Raw genomic sequence first — 25,146 nt, forward strand, 5'->3', positions numbered from 1 at the left:
ATCCCTCGCACTTCGAATGACACTGTCTCTGTCTAGATCGAGCTCCTTCAATCGTCCGATGACAGGCTCTTCCGCACCATCTCGATGCTGACACGAGATGCCAAGACCGCCATCCTCCTTGCTTAAAGGAATGCCGAAAACGCCCCAGATCATCGTGTCTTTTGCGACGGCATGGAGATTGGCGCGGCATGGGATCGCACCGGCGAGAAGGCTGGTGCTTATCTTTTACGCAACCGATCCGCGCCAATCTGTTCCAGTCCGATGCCGAGAAAAGTGGCTGGGCCTTGCACTGGAGCCGCCCGTCGAAGCGCGACGAGCGAGGCTGATCGGATGCTTCGCTTGCGCATCAGCGAGCCTCTCGTGTCATACCCTTGGATCGATCGGGCGCCGGTCAAACCCTTCGACCCGATCGGCCGTCAGGCAGACGCTGCGCGCAGCGAAGGTCAAGGGCGGCCGGACGCATGCCCGTCGTTCAGAACTTTCACCACGCAGCAGGTGGCGGCAAGCAGATTCGGCCGGCGCAGCCTTGCCCTTGACGGAAGCGAGCACGGCGGCAAGCTGGAGGCGCGTCGGGATCGTGGTGCATATGCGTTCATCTGCCGAGGCATTGCGGTGCTGTCTGCAAGCGTCGTGCTCGCGCTCCCGGCGACTACGGTCTGTGCAGAGCCTTCCGCGCATCGTGAGCAGCCGGCGCAACCCGGCAGCGTCATCTTGCCTTCTGATCCGTGGTCGGCGCATATCCACGAGGCCGCCAAGCGCTTTGCCATTCCCGAGCGGCTGCTTCGCGCCGTCATGCATGTCGAGAGCGTTGGTGATGTTCACGCCGTGTCGGGCAAGGGCGCAATGGGCTTGATGCAGATCATGCCGCCGACGTGGAATGAACTGCACACCAGGTACCGCCTGGGGACGATCCTTATCAGCCGCGCGACAATATTCTTGCCGGTGCAGCCTACCTGCGCGAGATGTTGGATCGCTTCGGCCGTGACGGGTTCCTCGCCGCCTACAATGCCGGGCCTGCGCGCTACGAAGAGCACCTTGCCACCGGCCGTCCGCTGCCGCGTGAGACGATCGACTACGTCAGGAAGCTCGCATCGCTGATGGATGATGCTGCATTGATTTCGGCACGTGCACGCCACGGAGCGGGCAGGGCGCGCACACGCGATTCCACGATGTTCGCGCACCTGGCGAACACATGGGATGGCGCAATTTCGCAAGGCGAGCGCGAAAGCGATGTTCCCGTCGAGACCGTGTTCACGGCGATCCCCTCAGCCAGCGTGCGAGCACAGGCGGGACGAGCGGTCACCGATCTCACCGCGCTCGTGCCGCAAGCGGACGGCTCGCGTGGTGAAGGTGCGCCAGATCCGAACCACACTGTTCGCAGCCTGTTCGTGCAGGGTCCCTCCGCGATATCACAATGATCGCCGCCTTCCTGGTCAATCGCATTTTGACCTGTTCCGTCGCGAAAATTTCGGCGGGCAGGTGGGCCGTGAGAGGGAGTGATGAGGGATGGCAGGATAAAGAAGCGCGATGTGCGGCTCGGTAGGGGTGTTGTTTGTGTTGTGGTTTTCGCCTCGATTTGCGGTGTGCCCCCCAAAGCAGCGAGGTGGGTGCGCGCCAATTTCTCAATGGTTTCAACGGGAGGCGCACCTCGCAGTAATCGTGCTGTGCCAGACTATTCCAACATGTCTCCGTTGCCGCCCGGCTCTGCCAAAACGCAACCACGGCTTCGAGCCGTAACGCCTTCAAGCAGATCCGGGCTCGCCGGGCTGCGCAACCCGACCAGCTTCGCCCAGCGAGCGCTAACCGAGATTTCCTTCGTACGACCGCAGCCGAACCACATATGGATCGACAGCGTCAGTCTCGACCTTGAGGCGGAGCGGGATCATGTATGCACCGGGATCATGTGATCCCCCCAAGATGGCACACGGGCCCATTTCGCAACGGATCGAAGCGCGGCCTCGTCCCGCCGACTGATAACCTCTACAACCTTGTCGAAGAGGCGCATGTGTCGCTGGCATAACCAGGTATCAGTGCGAACCAGGTCAATTCGCCCGTCCCTCGACACTCTAGATATGATCGCATCGCGGGTTATCGCAAACTACATGGCCGGCATCAAAGACGAGGCGGAACTCGTCTCGCTTTCGCGATGGCCGCTCGGTCGCTAGGGCTGGATCGCGCCGTCGCTCATAGCGGATTGATCGGACAAGGGCAGGGTCCTCATTAGGCTCGCGTGGCGCAGCTGCTGCGCCACGCGACGCTGAGGGACTTCTGGGAAGATTAGATATGGCCAGGCGCGCAAGAACGCGCCGGGCCGGCGCCTAAGGGGATGAAGCGGCTGGCGACGCAATAGATGAAGCCCGACATCATCGACCGTATGAAGCACTTGCGCGGCGAAGAGGATTTGCGGCACGCTTCGCTGCAGGATTTTCGGGAGGAATGAGAGATATGGGTAGCGATGATCCACCTATTGAGCGACGTGCTCATCATCGAACGGCTGTCCTGAAGGATGGGGTCATCATTGCCGAGGGTGTAACCATCAATTGCTCCGTCAAGAACCAGCACACACATGGTGCGGAGTTACGGGGTCGATCCCGGCGTTGATATTCCTGACAGGTTCGTCCTGCATATCCATGCCGACGACACTAGATATCGGGCCGTGGTGCGGTGGCGAAAGAACGAGCGCCTTGGCGTTCAGATCTATTGAAAGAGAAGGCTGACGATGGCCGTGGCTAAGAAGGACCAGGAGCGTGTGAACTACGCCTGGATGTATGGCGCACAGGCGCGCAAGGACGGCAAGGAACGCGCCGTGCCGGATTACTGGCAGGAGTTGGCCGATGCCTGGCTGCAGGGTTTTGATGGAGTCGCTGCACCGGGCGGAGCCAAAAACAGGCCCGTCGGTGATCAACTAGAAGCCGAACTCGACGAGTCCGCGGTGATCGAACCGACCGGGCCAAGCGGGCGATAATCCATTCCAGAAAGGCGGAACATTTTCGACGGGTAGGAATTCATCGGTCAGCTAGCCCATGGAGGCTTTCTTGACCCAGCGACGGATCGATAGGGAACGAATCGAGCGTGCAGATCGCGAGGCGAAGCTGGCGATCGAGGATGAGCGAGCAGCCAGAATTGCCAAGACGGAGCGGCTGCGAGCACAGCGCCTTCTGGCGGAACCACCCGTCGCCAACCCGGCTCCGGCCAAGTGTCGTCGAGCAGCTTGGAAGAAGCCAGCCCGAAAGATTATCGAGGTTGAGTAAGGCGGAACTTAACCTTGCGGGCGAGCTTATCGCGACATGAGCACGCGCGGAATCAATTTTTTTGGAGCAGTGGCTGGCCAACAACGTCCCTGAGACGACGAAGGCGGACGTCATCTCGGTAGACGAACTCACGCACAAGCTGATCGCAGACGCGAAGCCGATTGGTGTCAAGCGGAGCGAGATCGACGAAGAGGTCCACAGCCTCTATCGAACGATCCTGGACGCGATTGTGCATTACGACCCCGGCCTGCCCGAATAGGCCGAGCTCTCAGAGATGATTGGTCTGCCAACCATTAGATGCGACGGACACCTGAAGGCGGCTGTCTGCGGCGACCAACCGGCCAGCGTTGGCGCGATTAATAAACGCCAATTCGTAAGGGCGCTGCCGGGAACCGGTCCGGGCAAATGGACGTTTCTTTTATAGGTCACGTTTTGTTGAATGGCCTGACAGGAGGATACTCAGATGAACTTCAAGATGCTCACAATGGGCGCGATGGCGCTTGCGATGATGACCGGTTCGGCTCTTGCCGCTGGCAACACATCTGCACTCGACGATCCGGCAAAGATGTCGCCGTTCTTCACCGATGCCGGCATGAAAACTTTGAAGACGGAAAAGGATTTCAAGGCCGCATGGACGGCTATGAAACCTGATGAACAGAAAGCGGTGTTGAAAGATTGCGGCGATACCACGCTCAACAAGTCGCACGCAGATTTCTGCGCCATGGCAAAGAAGATGGGCGGCTGAACCTAGGCCGGACGTCGAAGGCGGGCCCTTAAGGTCCGCCTTCGTGTAACTGCGGCTCGTGCCGGGCCTGCAATCCCTCAGCTAGAAAGGCTTGCCAACGCGTATCATGGCCCTAGCAATGGCAAGTTGAGCCTCCGTTCTCGCATTCTCTTTCTGGGTCATGTTGTCGGCGGCAATGAGCCGCTTCAGTGACCGCAGCACCTCGCCGCGCGTCCAGCCGACCTCCAACATGCAATCGACGATGGCTTGGAAGCCCGGCTCCATCGCCTCCTGGCAGTCGATGACGCGGTCTGGATATTCGCCCGTTCCTCTTGGCCGACTAATCATCTCGCCCCCGCCAAATACCTGTCGCCGTGTTCGCGATGCTCGAAACAAAACCAGTGCGACGGCTGTCTAGGCTTCGCAAATCCGAACGGCGCGCGCTTCCCGCATCCCTCAAACTCGCAGGCGTGATTTTCGATCCGCCCGCCTTGCCGCGGCGCCGCCATCATGCCTTCGGCAAGCTTAATTGGTTCGTCGCTCATAGCGGATTTATCGGTCCGACCAGGGCAGGCTGATCATTCGGTTGCTTGTTGACGACGGTCGAATTGACGTCGCGCCCAACTCGGTTGAACTGCAACTGGCCGCTTTCCCCCTTTATGCAGAGGTTACCCCGCGCCCACGCCAACTGCATAGAAGGGCTTCCAATTTTCGGAGGTCTGCTCGGAGTCGCGATCATTATTTCAAAGACAGATGTCACGGATCCGCTGGCCTCCACACTGTTAGGCGCGCGAATAGTTCAGTCGATAATTCACCTCGTCTCCACGACCCAGGTCGCAGTCAGTCTCAGGTTCACTGCGTTCGCAGTGCAAATGGTAATTGGTGCGTATTGGTCGTGGGCGCTGTTGAGGTGAAAAGTGCTGCCACTTCAGAAGCCCGGCGGCCCGTGGCGCATTGCGCGGGAGCCGAAAAAGGGGGCGCCCGACGCAGGGACGGATTGGCGTAATGCCGATAACCAGACGCTCTACCCATTCAACTCGGCACAAAACTATGCCGCGTTCTCAGCCTGGGTTTTTCCGACTGTTGCCCGACTATCCGCACTTGCGCTTTCGGACAACCGGTTGATCAGCAAATTCGGAACAAAGCAGCACAGGCTGCGTTTTTTCAGAAACGAGGTCCCTCCGTTCAACCGACCGCGTTTGAAGTGGGCAAGAGAGTGCTCTTTAGACGCCGAAATCCTGATGGTCTCTTCGAGCGATTGCGCATTTATATGTGGCCGCGCCGCTCCTTCTCGCGATCGTTTCAGTATGTTTCAAAGCGTATCCTCCGACTGAATGCCACTCCAAACGCCGTCGCGGCGGGGGTGGCGGCTGGGATTTTCGCGTCTTTCTTTCCACTAGGGTCCCATTTCGCCATTGCCGCCATCGTGTGCTGGCTGATTTCAGGAAACATGGTGGCGGCAGGGCTAGGAACATTTGTCTTTGGCAATCCGCTGACCCTCCCGTTTGTTGTGGGAGCGACTTGGGAGACCGGCAAGATCATGTTGCACGGCCACATTCAAAGTCACGAACGGCCAGCCCATCTGAGTGAGATGTTGCAGACCCTTTCAATTTCGCAACTGTGGGCACCGGTCTTAAAGCCCATGCTGTGCGGTGCGGTGCCACTCGGGCTGATTTTTGGCCTGTTGTTCTATGGCATCACCCGCTATGGCATGACAGTTTTCCGCGAACAAAGGCGCAAGCGACTGGCCGAAAAGGGCGGCTTGCTCCAGCAGCAGGAAGACATCGTGTTATCGCCCCCTCTGCCCACTCGACATCGCCGCTCTGGAGGGTGAATTACGGAAGGGCAGCCGTAGAAATGCGTCCGCTCGTCGGAAATATCGCCGCGCTTTAAGCGCTTCCCTACAATTGGCGGCCCGGATATCTGGAGCCTCCGTCATGGGTTCCTCGCCGCACTTTTATTGATGAACGCCCCGTCTGCCGAATGGCAGCTATCCGCCGTGCTCGCCCCGATAGCGGACTGGCCGTTTCCCCCCCATTCGGACAAAGCAGCAAAGAAAAACCCGCCGACCGAAGCCGACGGGCTTTTTTCCTCGTACTACGCGGCTTCCCGGGATGGCCCCCGCCAACAATCCAGAAAACTCAAGCGCTGCGGTCACTCGTATCTCAGACCCTCGATCGGCGCTGTAACCCGGTGGCAACAGGCGGCCTGATTTCGCAACGTGAGGCGTGTTGGCGCCTCCTTTGTGTCGCCTTGAGTGTGTTGGTTCTAAATTAGACGCCAGAATATTTTGATCCCGGTCAAGGAGATGATTTCGCATACACTATTTCATCCCAAGCTCAGCACCATTTTTCTTGGGTGACTTAGTGGTGAAGAAATCCCGGACCCCCTTATCAGTAAAACGGATAATCCCAATTCTCGCTTCTTTTGCCAGAAAGAGGCCAACCTGCAGTGGACCGTATGGGACCGCGTCGCCGACAGACCTGCCAGCCTCGGCGGACGTGAACTGGTCGGATGCACGTCCTATCGCGCAAGTGCGGCCGCTTCCCTGCTGACGCAGATTTATTCGCATGGGCTGGAGGCAGGTGCGCACCCGCAGCGGCCCGAGCCAGAAACGCCAAAGGGCTCGGAAGTACGCGCCTCGCGGGACGAGGAAAACTCGCGCCAGTCTTCCTAGCGCCTTCCTCGGCCAGGGACTGTCACCCCCTCCCAGCCGGATGCGACAGGCTTCTTGGTGCTCTCAGGGCGCGCCCCCCTGCAAGCCCAGGCGACATTGGCAAAGGAACGCGGGCCGTCCGGCTGGCCGGCCTGATATGCTTCGCGCACCGCCGCCTCGGCTCTCGCGCGATCCGGCGCATCGAGGGACGACAAGAACTTGCCGAACGGGCCCTCGCCTGCGGCCATCGGCGACCAATAGTCGTCAAAATTGCTGTAATCCATCCGGATCATCAGCTGCGTCGCGCTAACCTCCAGAAGCCCTTGCTCAATGAAGGTCGCCTTCATCTCTCCCGGCCTCATCATGGGTTGGTAGCAATAGCGCTCACGAAACTGGCGGCCGGCTTCGCTGAGCGCCGCAACCGTATGGACCATCATGCGCATGCCCGGCATGCCTCCCAGATGATCCCAGACAGAAGCGGCGACGACGCCGCCAGGCCGAACGACGCGGCGCATTTCGGCCACAGCCTTGCCGGCGTCGGTGACGAAATGCAGCACCAGAAGCGCCAGCGAGCGATCGAAGGCTCCATCGTCAAAGGCCAGCGCGCAGGCGTCGCCCTGCTCAACCTTTATTCTTGGATCAGTGCTGCGCCTGATCGTTTCAGCGACGAAAACCGGCGAATAGTCGATGGCGGTGATCTCCTTGAGGTCAGCCGCCTTCAGCAGGGCAAATGTCAGACTGCCAGTGCCGCAGCCGACGTCGAGGATCTACTCGCCAGCCGAGATGCCCGCGAAATCTATGAACAGCGGCGCAAGCTTCTGGCTCCATCGGCCCATGAGCTTCTCATAGCCGCTGGCATCATGGACGGTAAAAGTCGAAGTCACTTGTCCCCTCCCTCAATGCAACGCGAACACAGCCTTGTTTGGCCGGCGCGTCGGTTGTGGGAAAGTATAACGCTCGCTAGAGATAACGCCACCAATGCGCACCAGTGAGACGAATTTGTCTGAAAATCCAACCGACAAGGTCATGCTGCGTGGCTCCAGCGCTCTGCTGGCGATGGGCCTGCTGGTTCTGATGGGCATCGTCACCGCCACATACCTGCTCGCCGAGAAGTCGCGCATCAGCTTCGACGATGTGATCGCGGCGCGCGACACGCGCACCGCCGCCGTCGATGTCCGCAATTCGCTGCTCTCGGCGGAATCCAGTCAGCGGGGTTTCCTCTTAAACGGCAACGAGATCTATCTCTCGCCTTACGATACGGCAAAGTCTTCGGCTCTTCGCCGGTTCGAAAAGTTGCAGCTCCTCGTTGCCGGCGAACCCGAGACTGCGGCATCGATCGACCAGCTCAAGGCAATCATCGGCGAAAAACTTGCCGAAATGGACAAGACCGTCGCCCTGAAGCGACAGCGCAAGGACGATGCCGTGGCGGCGATCGTCGCTTCCAACCGTGGCAAGACGCTGATGGATCAGGCCAACGTCTACTTCAACGGCATCATCCTTGCGGCCGACGACCGGCTGACCGCGCGGGTGGCGGAACAACGGTCCTACTTCGCCTGGCTGCGCATGATCACCATAGCCGGCGGCATAGCGATCGTTATCGTGGTCGGCTTTGCCTGGGCGTCGCTCTTGCGCCACACGCGCGAACTCAGCGCCGCGCGGCGAAACCTCGAGGCTCTCAACAGCGGGCTGGAAACCAGGGTGCGCGAGCGCACCGCCGACCTGGTGCGGGCCAATGAAGAGGTTCAGCGCTTCGCATACATCGTCACCCATGACCTGCGCGCGCCTCTCGTCAACATCATGGGTTTCACCAGCGAGCTGGAAGCAGGCGTCGCCAGCCTGCAGACGCTCATCGAAAAGTCCGGCATCGGCGCCAACGCGTCCGACCCCCTCGTTGCCAACGCACGAGTGGCGGCGGCGGAGGACCTGCCGGAAGCCATCGGTTTCATCCGCTCGTCGACGAGCAAAATGGATGGGCTCATCAACGCCATCCTCCAGCTTTCGCGCGAGGGACGCAGGCCGTTGCGGCCCGAAACCATTCAACTTGCGTCTTTGATCGAAAGCACCGTCTCCAGCTTCCAGCATCAGGTCAAGGAAGCGGGCGGGAAGATCGACGTCGATCTCGCAGGCGTTGAGATCGAGGCCGATCGCCTGTCGCTCGAGCAGGTCTTTGCCAACCTTTTCGACAATGCGACCAAATATCGCTCGCCCGCGCGGCCACTTCGCATCAGGGTCGGAGCAAGGATTATCCCCGGTGGCCGCATCGCCATCGATTTCGAGGACAATGGCCGCGGCGTCGCCGAGCAGGACGTGGAACGCATTTTCGAGCTGTTTCGGCGATCGGGTCTACAGGACCTGCCTGGCGACGGTATCGGACTTGCGCATGTACGAGCCATCCTGCGCAGGCTAGGCGGCGATATCACGGTCAAATCAAAGCTCGACGTTGGGACAACTTTCAGGATAGAGCTGCCGCTGATCGCGGCATCAAACGAAAGAGCGTTTGCATGAGCCAAGCCGGCAAACCTGTAACGATCGTCATGATCGAGGACGATGAGGGCCATGCGCGTCTCATCGAGAAGAACATTCGCCGCGCCGGCGTCAACAACGATGTCGTGGCTTTCACCAACGGTTCCAGCGCGCTCGCCTATCTGCTCGGGCCGGATGGCTCTGGCGATGCGAGCGTCGGCCGTCATCTTCTTGTCCTTCTCGATCTCAATCTGCCTGACATGACCGGCCTCGATATTCTGCAACAAATCAAGGCCAATCAGCATCTCAAGCGGATTCCTGTCGTGGTGCTGACAACGACCGACGACAGTCGCGAGATCCAGCGCTGCTACGATCTCGGCGCCAACGTCTACATCACCAAGCCCGTGAACTACGAAGGCTTCGCCAACGCCATCAGGCAGCTCGGCCTCCTGTTCACCGTCATTCAGGTCCCGGAAACGGCCTGAAAAGCGATGCCTGAAACCAGGGTCCTCTACATCGATGACGACGACGCGCTCGCGCGCCTCGTACAGAAGAAGCTCGGCCGCCTCGGTTTCGTCGTCGAGCATGCTTCCAGCCCGGAACAGGCTCTGACCAGACTTGAGGAAGGCGGCTTCGACGTCCTGGCGCTCGACCACTATCTGGGAGCCGGGACCGGGCTTGAATTCCTGGCAAGGCTTGCAACGCGCGGCGCTGCTCCCCCCGCCGTCTATGTAACAGGCTCTTCCGAAATGAGCGTCGCGGTGGCCGCCCTGAAGGCCGGGGCTAGCGACTTCGTGCCGAAGACGATCGGTGACGACTTCATAGCCCTTCTGGCCTCCGCTCTCGATCAGGCTGTCGCCAAGGCACGCCTCGTCGCCGAGAAGGAAGCCGCCGAGGCGCAGGTGCGTGCGGCGCGCGACCGCGCCGAACTCCTGCTGGCCGAGGTCAACCACCGGGTCGCCAACAGCCTTGCAATGGTCTCATCGCTGGTCAACCTGCAGGCCAATGTGTTGACGGACAAGGGTGCCAAGGATGCGCTTGCCGAAACCCAAGCGCGCATCTTCGCCATAGCCTCGGTGCACAAGCGCCTCTACACCTCCGGCTCGGTCGGCATCGTCGAACTCGACGGCTATCTCGGCGGCCTCCTGGAAAACCTTGGCGGCTCGATGCGTGGCCAGGGGCACGGCGCCAACCTGATCAGCGATCTGGCGCCGCTGATACTCGGCATCGACGCCACGATCAATCTCGGGGTGATCGTGACCGAATTGGTCACCAATGCCTTCAAATATGCCTATCCCGATAAATCCGGCGATGTACGCGTATTGCTGCGCGAGGACGGGCCGGGTCGCGCTTTGCTGACCGTCGAGGACGACGGCGTCGGCAACGCCGGCAACGTCATCAAGGGCACCGGCTTGGGAACGCGCATCATCAAGGCAATGGCAAGAAGCATCGACGCCGATGTTGCCTATCAGGCACGCGATCCCGGGACAGCGGTGGCTCTGAGCTTTGCCCTGCCGCAGTGACGGGCTATGCGCGCTGGCAGGCTTTGCCTCCGCCATGGGTCATGCAAGGATGCGCCCGGCGTTTTCTTCAGGTGGAGAGTTCGATGTTTTGGCAGACCGGTAGATTCGCCATGCAGCAGGTGCTGCCGATCGCTGCTCTGCTGCTCGCAACCAATGTCGCCTCGTTGGCCGAGGGGTCACCCGGCATTACCGTTCCGACGGTTCTACAGCCATTCGTTCCAACGGCGCCGAGCTGCTCGAAGCCAACCGACCTCAAGCCGATCCTGGCATTCGCCAAGGACAACAAGCGTGAGTTCATCGAGGGTGTCGATCATGGCCTGGCTCAGGCGGCCGAAGACAACCATCTGGAATATCGTGTCGCCCTCGCCGCCAATGACAGCGCCAAGATGATCTCGGACGTCGAGGCGCTGCGCGCCGAGCGGGTGGGAGGGATCGTTGTGTCTCCCGTAGACCCGGCGGCGCTGGCCCCCAGCCTGCAAAAGGCCATGTGGTCGGGAACCTATGTCAGCACGGTCGTCGCACCGCCGGCAACGTCGCTGCTCAACGCGCCGCAATATCTCACCGGGAAGGAACTGGGAGACGCGGCGGTCGCGTATATCAAGGACAAGTTCCACGGCCGAGCCGACGTGGTGCTGCTGACCCAGGACAGCCTGCAATTTCTCACGCCGCGTTTCGTCGCCATCCGCGATGCGCTCGACACGCTGCCAGACGTGCGCATCGTAGCCGATATCTCCCCCAATCCCGTCAGCAAGGAAGGAGGATTGGCCACGATGCGGATGGTCATCCAGGCGCATCCGCATGTGGACGTGGTGCTGGGCGCCGATGGTGTCGTCCTTGGCGCCCTGCAGGCGCTGCGGGAGGCTGGCAAGGACAGGCCGGATCAGTTCATCGGAGGGATCGACGGCGAGCCCGAGGCAATAGCCGAAATCACAAAGGGAGGTCCCTACAAGATGACGGTCAGCCTGAATTCGCCTGTCTTCGGATATGCGATGGGCCAGCATGTGGCCGACTGGCTCGAGGGAAAGCCGATCCCGCAAGCGATGGATATCCTGCCGCACGTCATCACGGCGCAAAACCTTGGCGACTATCAAAAGGATCTTGCCAATCCAGGCGCGGTCTATGCCGATCCGGCGCGAAGAGATGGCTATCTACGGATGTATGGCAACATCTGCTACGACAGCCGCGATCAATATCTCAATTTCCCCTGGTCGTCTGAATCTCGATAGTAGACGCACCATCCGGAGGCTGGGCAACAGGCCATTTGACCGGACCAACGCCATTACGACACCGACGTGTCGAATTGTTTGCATTCAAACGACTTTTGCGACGCTATCTCCGTGCCCTCACTTGGTGATCGTGGGAGGACACATGGGATCGCCCGAGCACGCAGTCGAAATCATTCGCGACAAGAAATGGACCGTCCGCGTGACAGCCTACGGCAACACGCTGACCTTCCCTTTCGAGGCCGAAAGTTACGCGCGCTCCTACGCGGACGGCCAGGCGTTCCGGCTTGGTGTCGAGGTAGCTGAACGCAAGAAGTGCGCGTGAAGGCTCGTGCGTTCGCCTAACACGTGATCGAGGTCTCGACCGCCAGGGAACGAGCTGGCTTGGCTCGATCTTTCACTTGGAGTCGGTATTGGCTTGTGGGACCGACGGGGTTCCAGAGCGAACCGGGTCCGGGATCAACTTCTGGAAGATCGCATCGTTCTTCGCTCGCCACGCTTCATCCGCAAGCCACAGATATTTCTGGTCGGGCATCAACGGCACGGCTTTGACATCGGCGCTGGAGATGCGGAGGTAGAAGCTTGTCCGCTCCTCGTTCACTTGAAGATAACGTAGCGGGACGACGATGCTGTCCCTACCGGCGATAAAGAACCCACCTGAGGCAACGACTGCGTAGTCCCATCGGTCCTTCGTGCCAATCACGACATTTCGAACTTCGCCAACGATCTTGTCATCCGAGCTGCGGACCTCGGAGCCGACGATCTCGTCGACGCGAAGGCCAGGTCCAAGGTCGTCGAGATTGATGAGCGGGCGGGCGTCTGGGGCGTCACGATTGCCCTGGATACCCCCACCTTCATGCTGCTTAGGTTCGCCTGCTGCCAATTGCTCATCGGCAAGATCCTCATCATTACCCGCGAGCTTGGCCATTGACGGCGCGGCGATCAGTTGGCGGATATTGGCGAGCACGCGCTCGCAATCGTCGTGCAAACCGTATGTCCATAGAACGAACGCCGCATCCCTCAAGGTGCGCAGGTCATGGACCAGGTATCGGTTTTCTGGCTTGCGCAACTCAGGGCTCTTGAGCACGGCCTCCTCGAGTTTCGCATCGGAGATATTGCATACAGCGAACGCCGGGCTGACACCAAGCGCGCAAAACAATGCCAACGGCGCTGCAACCTTAACGAATTTCATATTGTTTCCCACAGGCGGCTTCTTGCTTTGACTTCGTGTGTCGAGCACGCCAATCGGGTGGAAATGTACCGCGGAACATTTGTACCAGCACAGCTCAACAGCCCGTGTGGATATTGGTTCCAGCGGTGGGGGTCCCGAGTCGGCCTGAACACAACAAGCTCGCGTGGTGGTTTCGATCGCATTTGCCTAGCAGGCGATTGCGGTCTCGACCTCCAATACGGGCAACGACCCGTAGGAACAGAACACCCGGGCGTCCTCATATTCGCCACTGGCCGGATCGCCGCAGCGGCTGAAGGCGATCACCCCAGCGGCGGTCTTAGAGGATGGACGGCTATGAAACCTGATGAACAGAAAGCGGTTTTGAAAGATTGCGGCGATACCACGCTCAACAAGTCGCACGCAGATTTCTGCGCCATGGCAAAGAAGATGGGCGGCTGAACCTAGGCCGGACGTCGAAGGCGGGCCCCAGGTCCGCCTTCGAGTAACTGCGGCTGGTGCTGTGCCTACAATCCCTCAGCTATAAAGGCTTCCCGGCGCGCATCATGGCGCGCGCAATGGCAAGCTGTGTTTCCGTCCTGGCGTTCTCTCTCTGGGTCATGTTGTCCGCCGCGATCAGCCGCTTCAGTGACCGCAGCATTTCGCCGCGCGACCAGCCAGCCTCCAGCATGCAATCAACGATGGCCTGGAAGCCGGGCTCCATTGCCTCCTGGCAGTCGATGACTCGGTCTGGATAATCGTTCGCTTCTCTTGGTCGACTGATCATCTCACCCCCGCCAAATAGCGGTCGCCGTGTTCTCGATGTTCGAAACAGAACCAGTGCGATGGCTGTCTCGGCTTGGCAAATCCGAACGGCGCGCGCTTCCCGCATCCTTCAAACTCGCAGACGTGCGGCGCCGCCATCATGCCTTCGGCAAGCTTGATTGGTTCGTCGCTCATAGCGGATTTATCGGTCCGACCAGGGCAGGCTGATCATTCGGCTGCTTGTTTATGACGGTCGAATTGACGTCGCGCCCAACTCGGTTGAACTGCAACTGGCCGTCGATGTCGTGGCTGAGGATATCTTTCAGATATTCCTTCGGCGTCGCCGGGTCGAGCCATGCGTCGTAATAGGTCTGGTCGAGAATGACCGGCTGACGGTCGTGCAGGTTCTTCATCGGCTCGCCTGCGGGCTCGGTGATGATAGTGCAGCTGGTGATATCGAGATTGGAGTTGTGTGCCCATAGACCCGCAAACGAGAAAGGCGCGTGGCCCGGCAGGTAGATGTGCCAGGGATCTTTCTTGCCGTCGGCTGGCGAAATCGTCCATTCGTAGAAGCCATCAGCCGGGATCAGGCAGCGTTTCGACTTGAAGGCGTCGCGGAAGGCCGGCGTCGTGTCGATGCTTTCAATCCTGGCGTTGAACATGGCCGCCTTAGGCATTTCCTTTGCCCAGAACGGAACGAGCCACCATCCCCCCTCCCGCAGGCGGTGGTTCCCGTTCTCGCCGGCGGTGACGAAAGGCACGTCCTGCGTCGGCGCGATGTTGTAGCGCCGCTCGTCATTGCGGCCGATTTCCGCCGGCGCCGTGAGCCGGTAGAGTCGGTGGATTTCCGACCATGTCAGATATCGGGTGTAGCGGCCGCACATGACATTTCCTCGATCGACAGGCTTCCCGATCCTACGGTGTGGCTGTCCTGCCGACAGTGAACGAAATGAGAACAAAATAGTCAAGCGCCTCTTGACCGGACAGGAATATGTTCCTTATTCCTGATCTATCTGAGCAGGAAAAGGGCCATGGGAAAGCGCCAAAATGCGCCGATCGGCGAAGCTATGTCCGAATTGGAGTTGGCGGCCCAGCAAGCTATTGCTGCAGCCGGGGGCGACGCTGTGGTCGCCTTGCTGACCGCTCTGGCTAGGAACGCCGAACTTGAACGGGAACTCGCTTTGTCGCGCGCGGCGATCTCCAATGGCTTTTCTCGCGGCTGGCATAAGGCGCGCCCCTAAATGGTGGACACTGCCGAAGACAATTTCCGGATCGAGGTATGGGACCGAGAGGAGAAGACGCATCTCGAAACCATCTGTCGATCGCCGGATGCAATGGTGAGCCAGGCGGCCTGGCACGCCGCCATCCGGCGCCGGCCGGGCATGCTGCTGATCCACTACAACAGCCGCCACGTTATGGAGAAGATCATTACACCGGGCGAAGTGAAGGTCCCGCCGCAGACGATCATCGACGGCAGTATTCACGCCGGACTAGACGTCGCGCTGGGCGACCTGCGCAGCTGGCACACGCTGCGAGCGTGGTGCACGACCTGCTCGCATCATGCGGAAGTGAAGCCGGCAAGCTTGATCAAGCGCTACGGCAAGGAAGCTCTGTTCAGCTCGGTGGAGCGCGCTCTTTTCTGCACGAGTTGCAAAAAGGGAGGACCGGTTCGGATGGAGATACACAGCATGCCGCGAAACTGAGAGTGGTCGTCGGCGCTGTTGATCAGTGTCTCGAATTTCGAGATGACGCGCGGGCTCCAGGCTCGCGCCTGCTCCACCTTCGTCATCTTGCTTTCGAGAAGACGATCGTTGACTAGCGTCACGCCAGATCCTCAACCTTTCCTCGCGACAGCCTACTAAAAACGAGCGCGATGCGAATGGATTGAATTCCTTTGTTGGCACGACCCCCCTGCACGGCAACTTTCTGGGTGGTTCGTCTCGGAACCGGACCGTCTTCTTGCGGCCCCACTGCGGACATCGCTGCTTAGCGCCACACCTCAGTCGCAGTGATCATCGTCTGTTAGTCCTGAAAGCAGCCGCTGTTCGCGGCACCACGAAGCCCGCCAATTTGCCGTTTCACATTTGCGGACATCCGGACCGGCGACCGTGCCGGCGCCGCCGACGGCCAAGTGCCGGCGCTGAGGGTTGATAGAATGACGCCGATGCGGGTGACAGCCGACGCCGTATTTCTACATCCTATCCATGATAATTTTTCCTGAACACCCGCTGCCAGCTCCTGTCCCTTTGAATTTGCCCGTTCCATTGTCACCCCTTATGACGCCAGTCAGGGTGTTGCCGCCTGTTCTTCCTTTATAGACAAAGGTCTGCTTCATATTGATCGCGCCACTGCTCGAAATACTTCCTGTAAATCCGGAATCAGACGATACTTTGCCGTCACTGATGACGACGGACGATGAGAGTTCTCGCCAATCGCCGCAGTTCGTTGTAGCTCGTCTGACCAATCTCCAGGTGCCGTCAAACGCGCTCAGGCCGCTGGCCTGCGGCACACAATGATCGCCTTGCACCCTCATTCCGTGCTCGCAAGCAAGCGGGCAGACACGGCCTCCGAGCGCCCTTAGCCTTTCCAGAATTTCCGCCGTCGGTTCCAGCGATGCAAGCCTGACACCTTGCCGATCCGCGTAGGCCTGCAGCGCTTTGCGGCTGTCGGCTCCCCACTCTCCGGTAGCCCGTCCCCAAAGGCATCCTATGCGCAAGAGTTCCCTTTGAGTGGCGCGCGCAAGTTCGCTGGCGTCTGTGCCAGGTGCAGATGACTGGACGAGCGGGTCGCGATGCTCAAGGCTTGCGACTTCCGTCCCCTTGGCATCGTCGGTCGCGTTGGTGGCGCGCCCCGCCTCCGGCAGGTGCGCCGCCTGCCGTTCCGCTTCCATGCGCTTGTCGATCGCGTCGATCTTCAACCTCGCAAGGGGGGCAAAAACGCCGCCCGGAAATTGCTGCAAATACGCCTCGAAGAAGCTCTTGTCGGTCGAGTCCTTGATCGTCGCCCAATAAGCAAGCTCGACAGCATTGTCCGGCGGCGCCGACTGTGAAGTGGGGGCAGATGCCGCTTTCGGTTCCTCGGGGAAAGGCTTCAACACGACTTCGCCAGTCAGCGAAGAGTTCTCCCACGGCACTTGCTTGCCATCCGTGGCCGCCAGCACGTCGCGGCGCACATCGATGAGTTCGCGCATGATGTCCTGCCCCGGTGTGCCAAGGTGAGCGACCAGTGCGCTCGTGAATGGAGAATTCCGCCCCGCTCCGTCCATGGCGACATTGCCCGGTTGCGTCGCGAAAGCTATGAGCGAGCCGACTCCGCTGCCAAGCCTGGCCAGCCCCCGGCTCACGGAGCCTGAGCGCGTCCCCATCGAGCGGGACAGCTTCTCGGCGAACGGATTGTCCCGGCAGGCATCCAGAAAGATGAGGTTGACCTTGGTGCTGCGCTCCATCGCTGAAAGGACGAGGTCTATCGGAAGGGCCTCGAAGTCGAGGTCATTGTAGCTGGAGAGCTGGGCATCGACCGGCACCATGTAGTTGTTGCCGTTCACCTGCAGTCCATGCCCGGCATAGAAGAACAGCGCCATGTCGGCGCCGTCGAGCCTGTCCAGGAACTGGCGCACCGTACGACGCATTCCCGCGAGGTCGAGGTCCTGGCCACTGACAACCTCGAAGCCAAGGCTTTGAAGCTTGGCATTCATATCGGACGAATCGTTCTTCGGATTGGCGAGCTGTGCGGCGTGTTGGTAGGCCGAGTTGCCAATTACCAGCGCCACCCGTTTCTCGGCGGCTGCCTGTCCCGCAACAGCAACAAACAATAAAACCAACAGGATGAAAGCGCTGCGCATGGCAGAGACGGCTCCCCCAGGGAAATGTAGCAGAGGCTAATGCAACCGAAAAGAGCTTTGCCCCGGGCTGCGGACGAATGGTCGGCGCAGGGAGGTGGCTTTCGGCGGACACCCGTTTTGGCGCCAGCCCTGCATTCCCAGGCAAAACAGGTGACAATTTGCCTGATAGGGCCGAACGGGTATGCTGGCGGCGAGTGGCGCTTCCACTGGCTTAGGGGGCTATTTCGGAGTGCGAATACCTAGAGGGATCGTCAGCCTCCGGCGAGGTGGCATCGCCGCTTCGCTCGCCTATCTGGTTCTGCTGTGCATCTCGACTGCTCTCGTTTCACCGCCCTTGGAGAATGTTCTGCGCGATGTGATGATGGTCTCGATCTCGCCATTCACTCGCGCTCCGCCCAACATCGTTGTGGTCGCAATAACAGAACAAACCCTGGCGAAATTTCCATACCGCTCACCGTTGGACCGCGGCTTCCTGGCCGACATCGTAGCCCGGATCGAGTCGGCTCACCCGCTTGTCATCGGTATCGACCTGCTGTTCGACCAGCCAACGGAGCCGCAAAAGGATGCCCGGCTGGAGACGGTTATCGAAACCGCCAGCGTGCCCGTCGTGATCGCCTCCGCGTCGCGCATTGACGGCCTCACCCCGAGGCAGTTCGACTATCTCAACGCGTTCGCCCCGTCGGCAAAGAGGGGCCTTGCCGCGTTGTTGCACGACAATCTCGACGGCGTGGTCCGTGGGGCTTTTCCCGGTCGACAATCGAAAGAGGGCTGGACGCCAAGCTTTGCTGCCGCGATTGCAGCATCGACAGGCATTGGTCGCGACCCCGGGCCGAAGGAAATGGCCTATTACCGCACAGCCAACAGCTTGCCCTTCAACTTTCCGACTTATCCGGCACAGGCCGTTCCGCTGGCACCGCTGAGTTGGTTCGAGGGAAAATATGTGCTTATCGGCCTGGACCTGCAGCAGATAGACCGTCATCCAACACCGTTCGCGTTGTTGAGCGGCGCGGAAACTGGTGTTCTGCCTGGCGTCGCCATCCATGCCCACGCGTTGGCCGGGCTCTTGTCCGGGGACACAGTATCGATCCCTTGGCCTGCGGTGGGATACGCGCCGATGTTTCTTGCCGGGCTGTTCTGCCTGTGGATCGTTTCGCGGCCGATCCCGGTGGTCTTCAAACCTGTTGCGGTCGCCGGTGCGGTGCTGCTGGTGTGGATCGGTGAGGCGTGGGCCTTCGCGAGGTTTGCGATCATCGTTCCGATGGTCGCCCCGGCATTGCTTGTCCTCGGTCTGTCGGCCTTTACTGGCTTCCTGGCTTGGAGACGGGACGCGAACGCTCGCCGCTTCATTCAGAGCGCGTTCTCGAAATATGTCAGTCCGGCCGTCGTTGCAGCGATCGTCAAGGAGCCCGACGCTCTCCATCTCGGTGGCGAGCGCCGTGAGATCACCTGCGTGTTCACGGATGTCGAGGGATTTACATCACTCAGCGAGAAGCTGGCGCCAGAGGTGCTGGCAGACATACTGAACGAATATCTGGACGGGCTCTGCGAGTTGTTCATCGAGCATGGTGCAACGGTCGACAAGGTCATCGGCGATGCTGTGGTCGGCTTCTTCGGGGCCCCGGCAGCGCAAGATGACCAGGCAGAGCGCGCGGTGTCCCTGGCATTGGCAGTGCAGGATCTGGCGCAGCGGCTGCGAGAGCGGGGACGAGGCCATTCATTCGGCGCTACCCGCATAGGTATCCACAGCGGGCCGGCGATTGTCGGCAACTTCGGGGGAAATCGGTTCTTCAATTACACGGCCATTGGAGACACGGTAAACACTGCGGCCCGACTGGAGGGCGCAAACAAGTACATAGGCACGAAAAATTGCATTAGCTCGGAAGTCGCGAAAAGGACAACGCGCTTCTTGCTGCGCCCTGCAGGAGTTCTGCACCTTAAGGGCAAGAACCAAGGCATCGAGGCCTTCGAGGCAATGAGCCCTACGTCGGAAAATTCGATACTTTGCGAAGAGTATGCCAAGGCTTACGCCCTACTTGCCAACGACAACAAGCTCGCGACAGCGGCGTTTGAGCTGTTGGTCGCAAACTATCCGCAAGACGCTCTGATCGCTTTTTACCATGGCCGTCTTGCAAGCGGACACTTCCGGGCAGACATTCATCTTGCCGACAAATAGGGCCATGATAAGCCGTATGCGTTCGATCTCGCAAATCGCCTCTCTGACCCTTGCCATGGCCGTTGTCGTGACGGCGCAATGCGCAGTGGCCGGCAGCCAATATGTGGTCCTGTCGACTGAGCCGGTTGTGGAAGAACTGCCGCCAGGCAAGGTCTTCGCGCCAAGCGACGTTATCAACGTGCCGGCCGGTACAGTCGTCACCTTGCTCGGCGAGGACGGCAGCGTGAATCCAATTTCAGGGCCTGCTGCCTTCGTGGTCACAGAGGATGCCTTGACGCCCAACAGTTCGCCGGGGGCAGGCGACGGGCAGGCGGGACCCTCGAATCTTGCGCTGATAGCGAGCCTATTGACCAACGAGCGCCAGAGAAGCGAGTCCATCGGAAGCGCGCGCACCACGGCCGGCCAATCCAAACCAAGTGGACTTGACGATCCCTGGGCGATTTCCATCGAAGAATCCGCTCCCGGCTGCATCCGCAATGGCGACGTGGTTCTTGCACGCCGCGGGATCGGAGAGAGGGTAGTGTTCTCGGTTCGCTTCGGCGGTGGGCAGTCCTTGACCGGCTTGGTCTGGAGCGCCGGCAAGCCCACTTACTCGCTTCCGGACCCTGTTCCTGCCCCGGTGAAATCTTTCGTTGTCGAGACCAACAAGACATCGGCGTTGATCGAGATCAAGGTGTTTCCGCAGAACGCCATTCCCCAAAATCCGCTGGACGTTCTTGGATGGATGGTGAGTAGCGGTTGCAAACGCCAAGCGTTGGCCTTTGTGCGTCAGCTTGTGTCGAAACAGCAGTAGCTTGCCGGCCGGGATCGGCGCCGTGAGCGACTTGCTGGCCGGCATGACCACTGGTGCAAGCGTGCCCCGAGCCCAACCGGTCGGCTCCGTGTTTCCCGTAAGGTCGATTCCTCTGTCTGCGACGGCCAGCGCTTGATTGCCTGACCGGCACCTCGCTGATAGCCTCGCCTGTCAGAATTGGGAGGGGAGCATGAAACGGTGCATTCTCCTGTTTGTGACGTTGGTGGCGGCGCTCTTTTCAAGTTCCGCGCTGGCCGACAAGTTTCCTGTCGGGTTTAAGAACAATGGGCTGAATGGGCCATTGAGACCGGTGACCAAGGGCGGCGTCACCACTTTCCAGATATTCGATCGCAAATGCAGCAGCGTGGACTACGGTGACGGCCGTGGCGAGAATGACTGCCACAACGGCAATGTACGCGCCACATTGATCGGGCCGGACGGCAAGATAGGCGAGAGCATGGACTATCGCTTCGACCTGTGGGTCGATCCATCGTTCAACTATCCCGGCTTTTTCAACGGCCACGCGATGGGCTTTCTGCCGGGCGGATTGGACAGCCGCCTCCGCATCGCCAGTTGGGAGGGGCCGTTCATCCACAATTTTCTTTATATGCTGAAGGTAGACGCAACCAAGGGCGTTACCTTCCTCGGCAATGAGTGCCAGTCACCGGCGCGTTTCGGTTCCTGGGTGGCCTTTTCCATGAAGGTACGATGGGCGGCCGACAGGACGGGCTGGATCAGAGTCACCTGCGACGACAAGTTGATCTATTCTGCCGACAACGTTCCAACCAACCAGGCACCGCATTGCTATATCACCAATCAGTGCGAGCCTGGTGTCGCGAAGAATCCGAAGTGGTTTACCTTTTGTGTAGGTCCGGTGATGGCGGGCTTCGGGCCCGAATGGGAGAAATACGGGCTCACGTCGCAGTTCACTGCGATCCAGCCCGAGGGCATCACCATCAAGATGCGCAACCTTTCCGCAAAGAAAGGGGTCAAGCCGTAAATAGCGAACTCATGTTTGGGACCGAATGCCCAATTACCCCAGGCATGTCGTCACGGTTATCGCCACGTCTGCGGCGACCGCCACGGATGATTTCACCTTCACGCTTTCAGGGTCAAAGACCTTCGTAGGCGCGGCGATCAGCTTCGGCCCTTAGCCGGCGATTGCCATCCCGATGCCGACGCTTAGGCAGATAGCGAGGCCGCAACTAGGACGCCAGTTGTCATCCCTTGGTCCGTATTCTCATCAGCCCTTTGATCTTTGTTCCATCTGGCCCAAACATTGAGTATGCCCAGCGGCACACGTCTTGCGGGAGTTGTGATGCTTCGGGACGCCCAGCGAATGGCGCTACGTTCGAGAGCATGGACTGTTCGCCCTCGTTTTCTGCAACTATGATTGAACTTGGGGTATCCGGAAGCCCTATGGAAACTGCTACCCCATGGCTATATCAGGGTCGAGTTCATAGGCTGGGCACTTAGACGAATACCAAAGAGCATTGGTGAAATCACCCCGCCGCGTGTCAGCTTGAGATCCAACAACACTGGCCAGCAAAGCGGCTACTGCAATCTGGTATTTCAACGTCCGCGCTATCACCGCCTGGCCTTCCGCCAACCAGCCGCGACGGCCTCGGCCTCACTACAGAACCATCGCTCGCCATACTCTGGCCGGATGATCGTCTCGATGTAATGTTTTTGGCCGGGGACGTGATAAATGTGCTCCCCGGTGTTGATCGAGATATTTCCTTTGATGTTGCAACCGACGCCAAAGAGGGAAGTGCTGGGAGCCGCGTCGACAATGCCTTCAGGTGGCATGAGGCTTGGTGCCGCGCCGATGATATCGGGGTTCTGAGAGAGGATCACGGCCACGGGCACAAGGATCAGCGCGAACAAATACTCCAGCCGCCAAAACCCGCGGTGCCGCTTCTTGGCGTTCTTTCGCCACCGGTCTGATCGGCACCTTCATGACGCTGGACTTTGCCCACGTTCGTCTGTCTCTCTCGGCCCCGTTAGTAGCCCGTCTCGTGACCCGTACGACCGCCTGGCTTCGCCTCAGCAGCTCGGCCGCCGCAAAGCTTGCCCGCGCTGTCCGTTTGTATTTGAAGGTCGCAAGGATGTTGTTCGCCTGAACCGACATTCACCACGATGCCAGCTTGCGGTGCAGGCCCCAACGTCGTCCCCCGATATCGTTGAACGACGCCGGCGATCGGCTGCCCATCGCTCTCAATGTGCGTGTTCTGGCTATTCGGGTTGAACGGGTCGACGGTCTGGGCGATGCTGTTGGCCCGGTTGGCTTCGCCGGCGGCGAGCGTCACGGAGTCGTAGTGGTTGAGGTAGTCAGGCCGCACCCGCTGACTCCCAGAAGGGCGCTCAGGCAGAGCAGCGATCCCCGGCGCCAGATCGTCGTCCCGCCAACCATCAGACCGGTGCCGGGTTGACGCCAGCCGCCCTAAGTCGAGCCCCAAGCTTCGCTCGAGTGCCATATGCGGTCATGTCGCCAGCGACGCATTTGTTGTTCGCATCCGACCAATCCAGAAGGGCCGTGTTGATCCAACTGCCAGGTGCGCGCTGGATCCCATAGGGTGTCGGCGGCGCACCGGCGGCTACGGCTGATGCAGCGGCAGCGCCCTGTCCGTGCAGTGCGCGCTTCCATCCACTTAGGATGAGACAGTTCTTCATATATTGATCTTCGGCGGCCAAGTTGCCAAGAGCATTGCCGATTCCGGCCCCTGCAAAGAATCCGGGCGATCCGATAGCAATATAGCCTTGGTCAACCGATCCTTTTTGCATCTCGCACTGAGCATGGGCGACATCAAAACTTGGCCCATAACCGATTTGCATGTAGTCGGCTTGATTGCTTGTGCGGATTCCGACGTGAAGCCGGCCGCCATTCCGATCAAAGACCGGCCACCATTCCGATTTGAAGCCGGCCACCATTCCAATCAAAAGCCGGCCAGTTTTCGGCACTGAAGATTACCTCCTGGGTCAGCAACTTTGGCATCAATCACCTCGCCATGAACGGGGACATTTTGATGCCGGCAAAGAGAAGGCTGACCATGAGACAATTGAGACAAATGCTGCGGCTTGCCGGAAGCGGGACGAGCTCCCGCGAGATTGCGGTCGTATTGGGAATAGCGCGCAGTACGGTGCAGGATAATCTGCAGCGTGCAGCCGCGGTTGGATTGAGCTGGCCCTTGCCGGGGGAGCTGACCGACGATGCGCTTGAGCACAAGCTCTTCAGTCGCAACGGCGTCAAACAGGGCACGCGGCGACGCACGGAACCGAACTGGGCCGATCTTGCGGTCGAGCTCAAGAAGCCCGGCGTCACCTTGCTCATCCTGTGGGAGGAGTATCGCGGGTCGCATCCCGACGGTTACGGCTATAGTCGCTTTTGTGAACTTCTACGGGGATTTAAGCAGCGACTGTCACCGACGATGCGCCAGGAGCATGCGGCCGGCGACAAGGTCTTCGTGGATTATTCCGGCAAAAAGATTCCGATTGTCGATCGCAAGACCGGTGAGATCCGCGAGGCGGAGATCTTCGTGGCGGTGCTGGGTGCGTCCAGCTACACCTTTGCCGAGGCCACCTGGACGCAAACGCTCCCCGACTGGATTGGCTCGCATGTCCGGATGTTTCGTTTTTTTCACGGCGTTCCCAGACTCGTCGTTCCCGACAATCTGAAGTCTGGCGTCAGTCGCGCCAGTTTCTACGATCCCGAGATCAACCGCAGCTACGGCATGATGGCTTCCCACTATGGCGTCGGCGTTCTTCCGGCACGGCCAAGAAAGCCTCGGGATAAATCGAAAGTGGAGAATGGAGTGCGTTTCGCCCAGTCCTGCATTCTGGGGCGTCTGCGCAATCAGACCTTCTTCTCGCTTGCTGAAGCCAATGCCGCCATTGGCCGGGCACTCGATCGCATCAACGACCACGTCATGCGCCGGCTGGGCGTCAGTCGCCGGCAGCTCTTCGAGACCGTCGAGCGCCCGGCTTTGGCCAGTCTTCCACTGGAGGATTACGAGTTTGCCGAATGGCGTTTGGCTCGCGTCTCGACGGATTATCATGTCGAGTTCAAGACCTTCTTTTATTCGGTGCCCCACAGCCTCATTCGTCAGCAGGTCGATCTGAGAGCAACGGCGCGCACCATTGAGATCTTCCACCGCGGCAAGCGCGTCGCGGTGCATCAGCGCCGCTATGGAGGTCCTCGCCATGGAACCGATCCGGATCACATGCCCAGTTCCCACCGGCGCTATGCCGAATGGACGCCGGAGCGCTTTCGGCGCTGGGCCACGTCGATCGGGCCGCAGACCGAAGGTCTGGTCATCGCAATTCTCGCCAGCCGTCCGCATCCCGAGCAGGGCTTTCGAACATGTCTGGGCATCCTACGTCTGTTTCGCGACATCGATCGCAATCGGGCCGAATCCGTGTCAGCCCGCGCTGTCGAGATCGGTGGCCTGAACTGCAAGAGCATTGCTTCGCTCATCGCCAACCACAAAGCCGCACGCCATTCCACCGAACCAACCGCCATCGTCGATCACGCCAATCTGCGTGGCCCTGATTACTTTCATTGAGGAG

Annotated in this window: 25 protein-coding genes and 4 pseudogenes; 19 read left to right on the plus strand and 10 right to left on the minus strand. The window is 59.9% G+C overall.

Annotation, left to right across the window (positions count from 1 at the left end; all coding sequences use genetic code 11):
* Positions 1–129 precede the first annotated feature (129 nt).
* The 6 genes and pseudogenes from JN279_RS09150 to JN279_RS09175 form a co-directional block, all read left to right on the plus strand.
* Positions 130–326 (plus strand): annotated as a pseudogene (locus tag JN279_RS09150) (DUF736 domain-containing protein); the annotation flags it as partial.
* A 466-nt stretch (positions 327–792) separates the two neighbouring features.
* Positions 793–843, plus strand: a pseudogene (locus JN279_RS38910) (hypothetical protein); the annotation flags it as partial.
* A 119-nt stretch (positions 844–962) separates the two neighbouring features.
* On the plus strand, positions 963–1,418 hold the full coding sequence (locus tag JN279_RS38810; protein WP_342216343.1) for a lytic transglycosylase domain-containing protein: 456 nt from the start codon (positions 963–965) through the stop codon (positions 1,416–1,418).
* A 1,301-nt stretch (positions 1,419–2,719) separates the two neighbouring features.
* The gene (locus JN279_RS09165; RefSeq protein ID WP_096449585.1) at positions 2,720–2,965 is read left to right on the plus strand and encodes a hypothetical protein; all 246 of its coding nucleotides are present in this window, start codon (positions 2,720–2,722) and stop codon (positions 2,963–2,965) included.
* A 322-nt stretch (positions 2,966–3,287) separates the two neighbouring features.
* Positions 3,288–3,510, plus strand: a pseudogene (locus tag JN279_RS09170) (DUF768 domain-containing protein).
* Positions 3,511–3,714: 204 nt separating this feature from the next.
* Entirely contained in the window at positions 3,715–3,996 is a 282-nt protein-coding gene (locus JN279_RS09175; RefSeq protein WP_010915319.1) for a hypothetical protein, read from the plus strand.
* Between the two features lie 81 nt (positions 3,997–4,077).
* Here JN279_RS09175 and JN279_RS09180 read toward each other — a convergent pair whose 3' ends face one another.
* Positions 4,078–4,323, minus strand: coding sequence for a hypothetical protein (locus JN279_RS09180; protein WP_202352576.1), 246 nt, complete (start codon positions 4,321–4,323; stop codon positions 4,078–4,080).
* Positions 4,324–4,634: 311 nt separating this feature from the next.
* Here JN279_RS09180 and JN279_RS09185 point away from each other — a divergent pair, with 311 nt between their 5' ends.
* Positions 4,635–4,889: an MAPEG family protein gene (locus JN279_RS09185; protein WP_244734702.1), complete on the plus strand. Its 255-nt coding sequence runs from the start codon at positions 4,635–4,637 to the stop codon at positions 4,887–4,889.
* Between the two features lie 302 nt (positions 4,890–5,191).
* Positions 5,192–5,809 carry a DUF2062 domain-containing protein gene (locus JN279_RS09190; protein ID WP_202352577.1) on the plus strand — a complete coding sequence of 206 codons (618 nt, stop codon included), beginning with the start codon at positions 5,192–5,194 and terminating at the stop codon, positions 5,807–5,809.
* A gap of 839 nt (positions 5,810–6,648) precedes the next feature.
* On the opposite strand, the pseudogene JN279_RS09195 reads toward JN279_RS09190, so the two are convergent.
* Positions 6,649–7,515, minus strand: a pseudogene (locus JN279_RS09195) (class I SAM-dependent methyltransferase).
* Between the two features lie 115 nt (positions 7,516–7,630).
* On the opposite strand from JN279_RS09195, the gene JN279_RS09200 reads away from it, so the two are divergent.
* From JN279_RS09200 to JN279_RS09220, 5 genes are all read left to right on the plus strand, one after another.
* Entirely contained in the window at positions 7,631–9,136 is a 1,506-nt protein-coding gene (locus tag JN279_RS09200) for a sensor histidine kinase (protein WP_244734462.1), read from the plus strand.
* Positions 9,133–9,579: a response regulator gene (locus JN279_RS09205; RefSeq protein WP_010913467.1), complete on the plus strand. Its 447-nt coding sequence runs from the start codon at positions 9,133–9,135 to the stop codon at positions 9,577–9,579. Before JN279_RS09200 ends, JN279_RS09205 begins: the two co-directional genes overlap by 4 nt.
* 6 nt (positions 9,580–9,585) lie before the next feature.
* On the plus strand, positions 9,586–10,617 hold the full coding sequence (locus JN279_RS09210) for a histidine kinase dimerization/phosphoacceptor domain -containing protein (protein ID WP_202352578.1): 1,032 nt from the start codon (positions 9,586–9,588) through the stop codon (positions 10,615–10,617).
* An 83-nt stretch (positions 10,618–10,700) separates the two neighbouring features.
* Positions 10,701–11,843, plus strand: coding sequence for a sugar ABC transporter substrate-binding protein (locus JN279_RS09215; RefSeq protein WP_202352579.1), 1,143 nt, complete (start codon positions 10,701–10,703; stop codon positions 11,841–11,843).
* Positions 11,844–11,985: 142 nt separating this feature from the next.
* Positions 11,986–12,165: a hypothetical protein gene (locus JN279_RS09220; RefSeq protein ID WP_019863601.1), complete on the plus strand. Its 180-nt coding sequence runs from the start codon at positions 11,986–11,988 to the stop codon at positions 12,163–12,165.
* Positions 12,166–12,237: 72 nt separating this feature from the next.
* Here the strand turns inward: JN279_RS09220 and JN279_RS09225 are convergent, their stop codons facing one another.
* From JN279_RS09225 to JN279_RS09235, 4 genes are all read right to left on the minus strand, one after another.
* On the minus strand, positions 12,238–13,080 hold the full coding sequence (locus tag JN279_RS09225; RefSeq protein WP_096449570.1) for a PRC-barrel domain-containing protein: 843 nt from the start codon (positions 13,078–13,080) through the stop codon (positions 12,238–12,240).
* A gap of 469 nt (positions 13,081–13,549) precedes the next feature.
* The gene (locus tag JN279_RS09230; protein WP_096449568.1) at positions 13,550–13,795 is read right to left on the minus strand and encodes a hypothetical protein; all 246 of its coding nucleotides are present in this window, start codon (positions 13,793–13,795) and stop codon (positions 13,550–13,552) included.
* Positions 13,792–13,968 carry a hypothetical protein gene (locus tag JN279_RS38080; protein WP_210347621.1) on the minus strand — a complete coding sequence of 59 codons (177 nt, stop codon included), beginning with the start codon at positions 13,966–13,968 and terminating at the stop codon, positions 13,792–13,794. The genes JN279_RS09230 and JN279_RS38080 overlap by 4 nt, the downstream gene beginning before the upstream one ends.
* Positions 13,965–14,657 (minus strand): SOS response-associated peptidase, encoded by a 693-nt coding sequence (locus JN279_RS09235; protein ID WP_096449564.1) that lies wholly within the window; start codon positions 14,655–14,657, stop codon positions 13,965–13,967. The genes JN279_RS38080 and JN279_RS09235 overlap by 4 nt, the downstream gene beginning before the upstream one ends.
* Positions 14,658–14,804: 147 nt before the next feature.
* Here JN279_RS09235 and JN279_RS09240 point away from each other — a divergent pair, with 147 nt between their 5' ends.
* Both JN279_RS09240 and JN279_RS09245 read left to right on the plus strand, forming a co-directional pair.
* Positions 14,805–15,014: a hypothetical protein gene (locus tag JN279_RS09240; protein WP_202352580.1), complete on the plus strand. Its 210-nt coding sequence runs from the start codon at positions 14,805–14,807 to the stop codon at positions 15,012–15,014.
* On the plus strand, positions 15,015–15,476 hold the full coding sequence (locus tag JN279_RS09245) for a hypothetical protein (protein ID WP_096449562.1): 462 nt from the start codon (positions 15,015–15,017) through the stop codon (positions 15,474–15,476). It abuts the gene before it with no gap.
* 488 nt (positions 15,477–15,964) lie between these two features.
* On the opposite strand, the gene JN279_RS09250 is transcribed toward JN279_RS09245, so the two are convergent.
* Positions 15,965–17,614: a caspase family protein gene (locus tag JN279_RS09250; RefSeq protein WP_096449560.1), complete on the minus strand. Its 1,650-nt coding sequence runs from the start codon at positions 17,612–17,614 to the stop codon at positions 15,965–15,967.
* A 181-nt stretch (positions 17,615–17,795) separates the two neighbouring features.
* Between JN279_RS09250 and JN279_RS09255 the strand changes: the two genes are divergently transcribed.
* From JN279_RS09255 to JN279_RS09265, 3 genes are all read left to right on the plus strand, one after another.
* Positions 17,796–19,787: a CHASE2 domain-containing protein gene (locus JN279_RS09255; RefSeq protein WP_202352581.1), complete on the plus strand. Its 1,992-nt coding sequence runs from the start codon at positions 17,796–17,798 to the stop codon at positions 19,785–19,787.
* A 16-nt stretch (positions 19,788–19,803) separates the two neighbouring features.
* Positions 19,804–20,580: a hypothetical protein gene (locus tag JN279_RS09260; RefSeq protein WP_096449556.1), complete on the plus strand. Its 777-nt coding sequence runs from the start codon at positions 19,804–19,806 to the stop codon at positions 20,578–20,580.
* Positions 20,581–20,770: 190 nt separating this feature from the next.
* Positions 20,771–21,580, plus strand: a complete 810-nt coding sequence (locus tag JN279_RS09265) for a hypothetical protein (protein ID WP_202352582.1) — start codon at positions 20,771–20,773, stop codon at positions 21,578–21,580.
* Positions 21,581–22,167: 587 nt separating this feature from the next.
* Here JN279_RS09265 and JN279_RS38160 read toward each other — a convergent pair.
* The 3 genes from JN279_RS38160 to JN279_RS09280 all read right to left on the minus strand — a co-directional run bounded on the left by JN279_RS38160 (position 22,168) and on the right by JN279_RS09280 (position 23,541).
* A complete protein-coding gene (locus JN279_RS38160) occupies positions 22,168–22,389 on the minus strand; it encodes a sunset domain-containing protein (RefSeq protein ID WP_244734706.1) in 222 nt (73 codons plus the stop codon).
* Positions 22,390–22,583: 194 nt separating this feature from the next.
* Positions 22,584–22,922, minus strand: coding sequence for a hypothetical protein (locus JN279_RS09275; protein ID WP_244734467.1), 339 nt, complete (start codon positions 22,920–22,922; stop codon positions 22,584–22,586).
* 70 nt (positions 22,923–22,992) lie between these two features.
* Entirely contained in the window at positions 22,993–23,541 is a 549-nt protein-coding gene (locus tag JN279_RS09280; protein ID WP_202352583.1) for a hypothetical protein, read from the minus strand.
* 89 nt (positions 23,542–23,630) lie between these two features.
* Between JN279_RS09280 and istA the strand changes: the two genes are divergently transcribed.
* Positions 23,631–25,142 (plus strand): IS21 family transposase, encoded by a 1,512-nt coding sequence (gene istA, locus JN279_RS09285; RefSeq protein ID WP_202351541.1) that lies wholly within the window; start codon positions 23,631–23,633, stop codon positions 25,140–25,142.
* Positions 25,143–25,146 lie beyond the last annotated feature (4 nt).

Origin of the sequence: Mesorhizobium sp. 113-1-2 (assembly GCF_016756475.1) — a bacterium.
Taxonomy (GTDB): Bacteria; Pseudomonadota; Alphaproteobacteria; order Rhizobiales; family Rhizobiaceae; genus Mesorhizobium; species Mesorhizobium loti_C.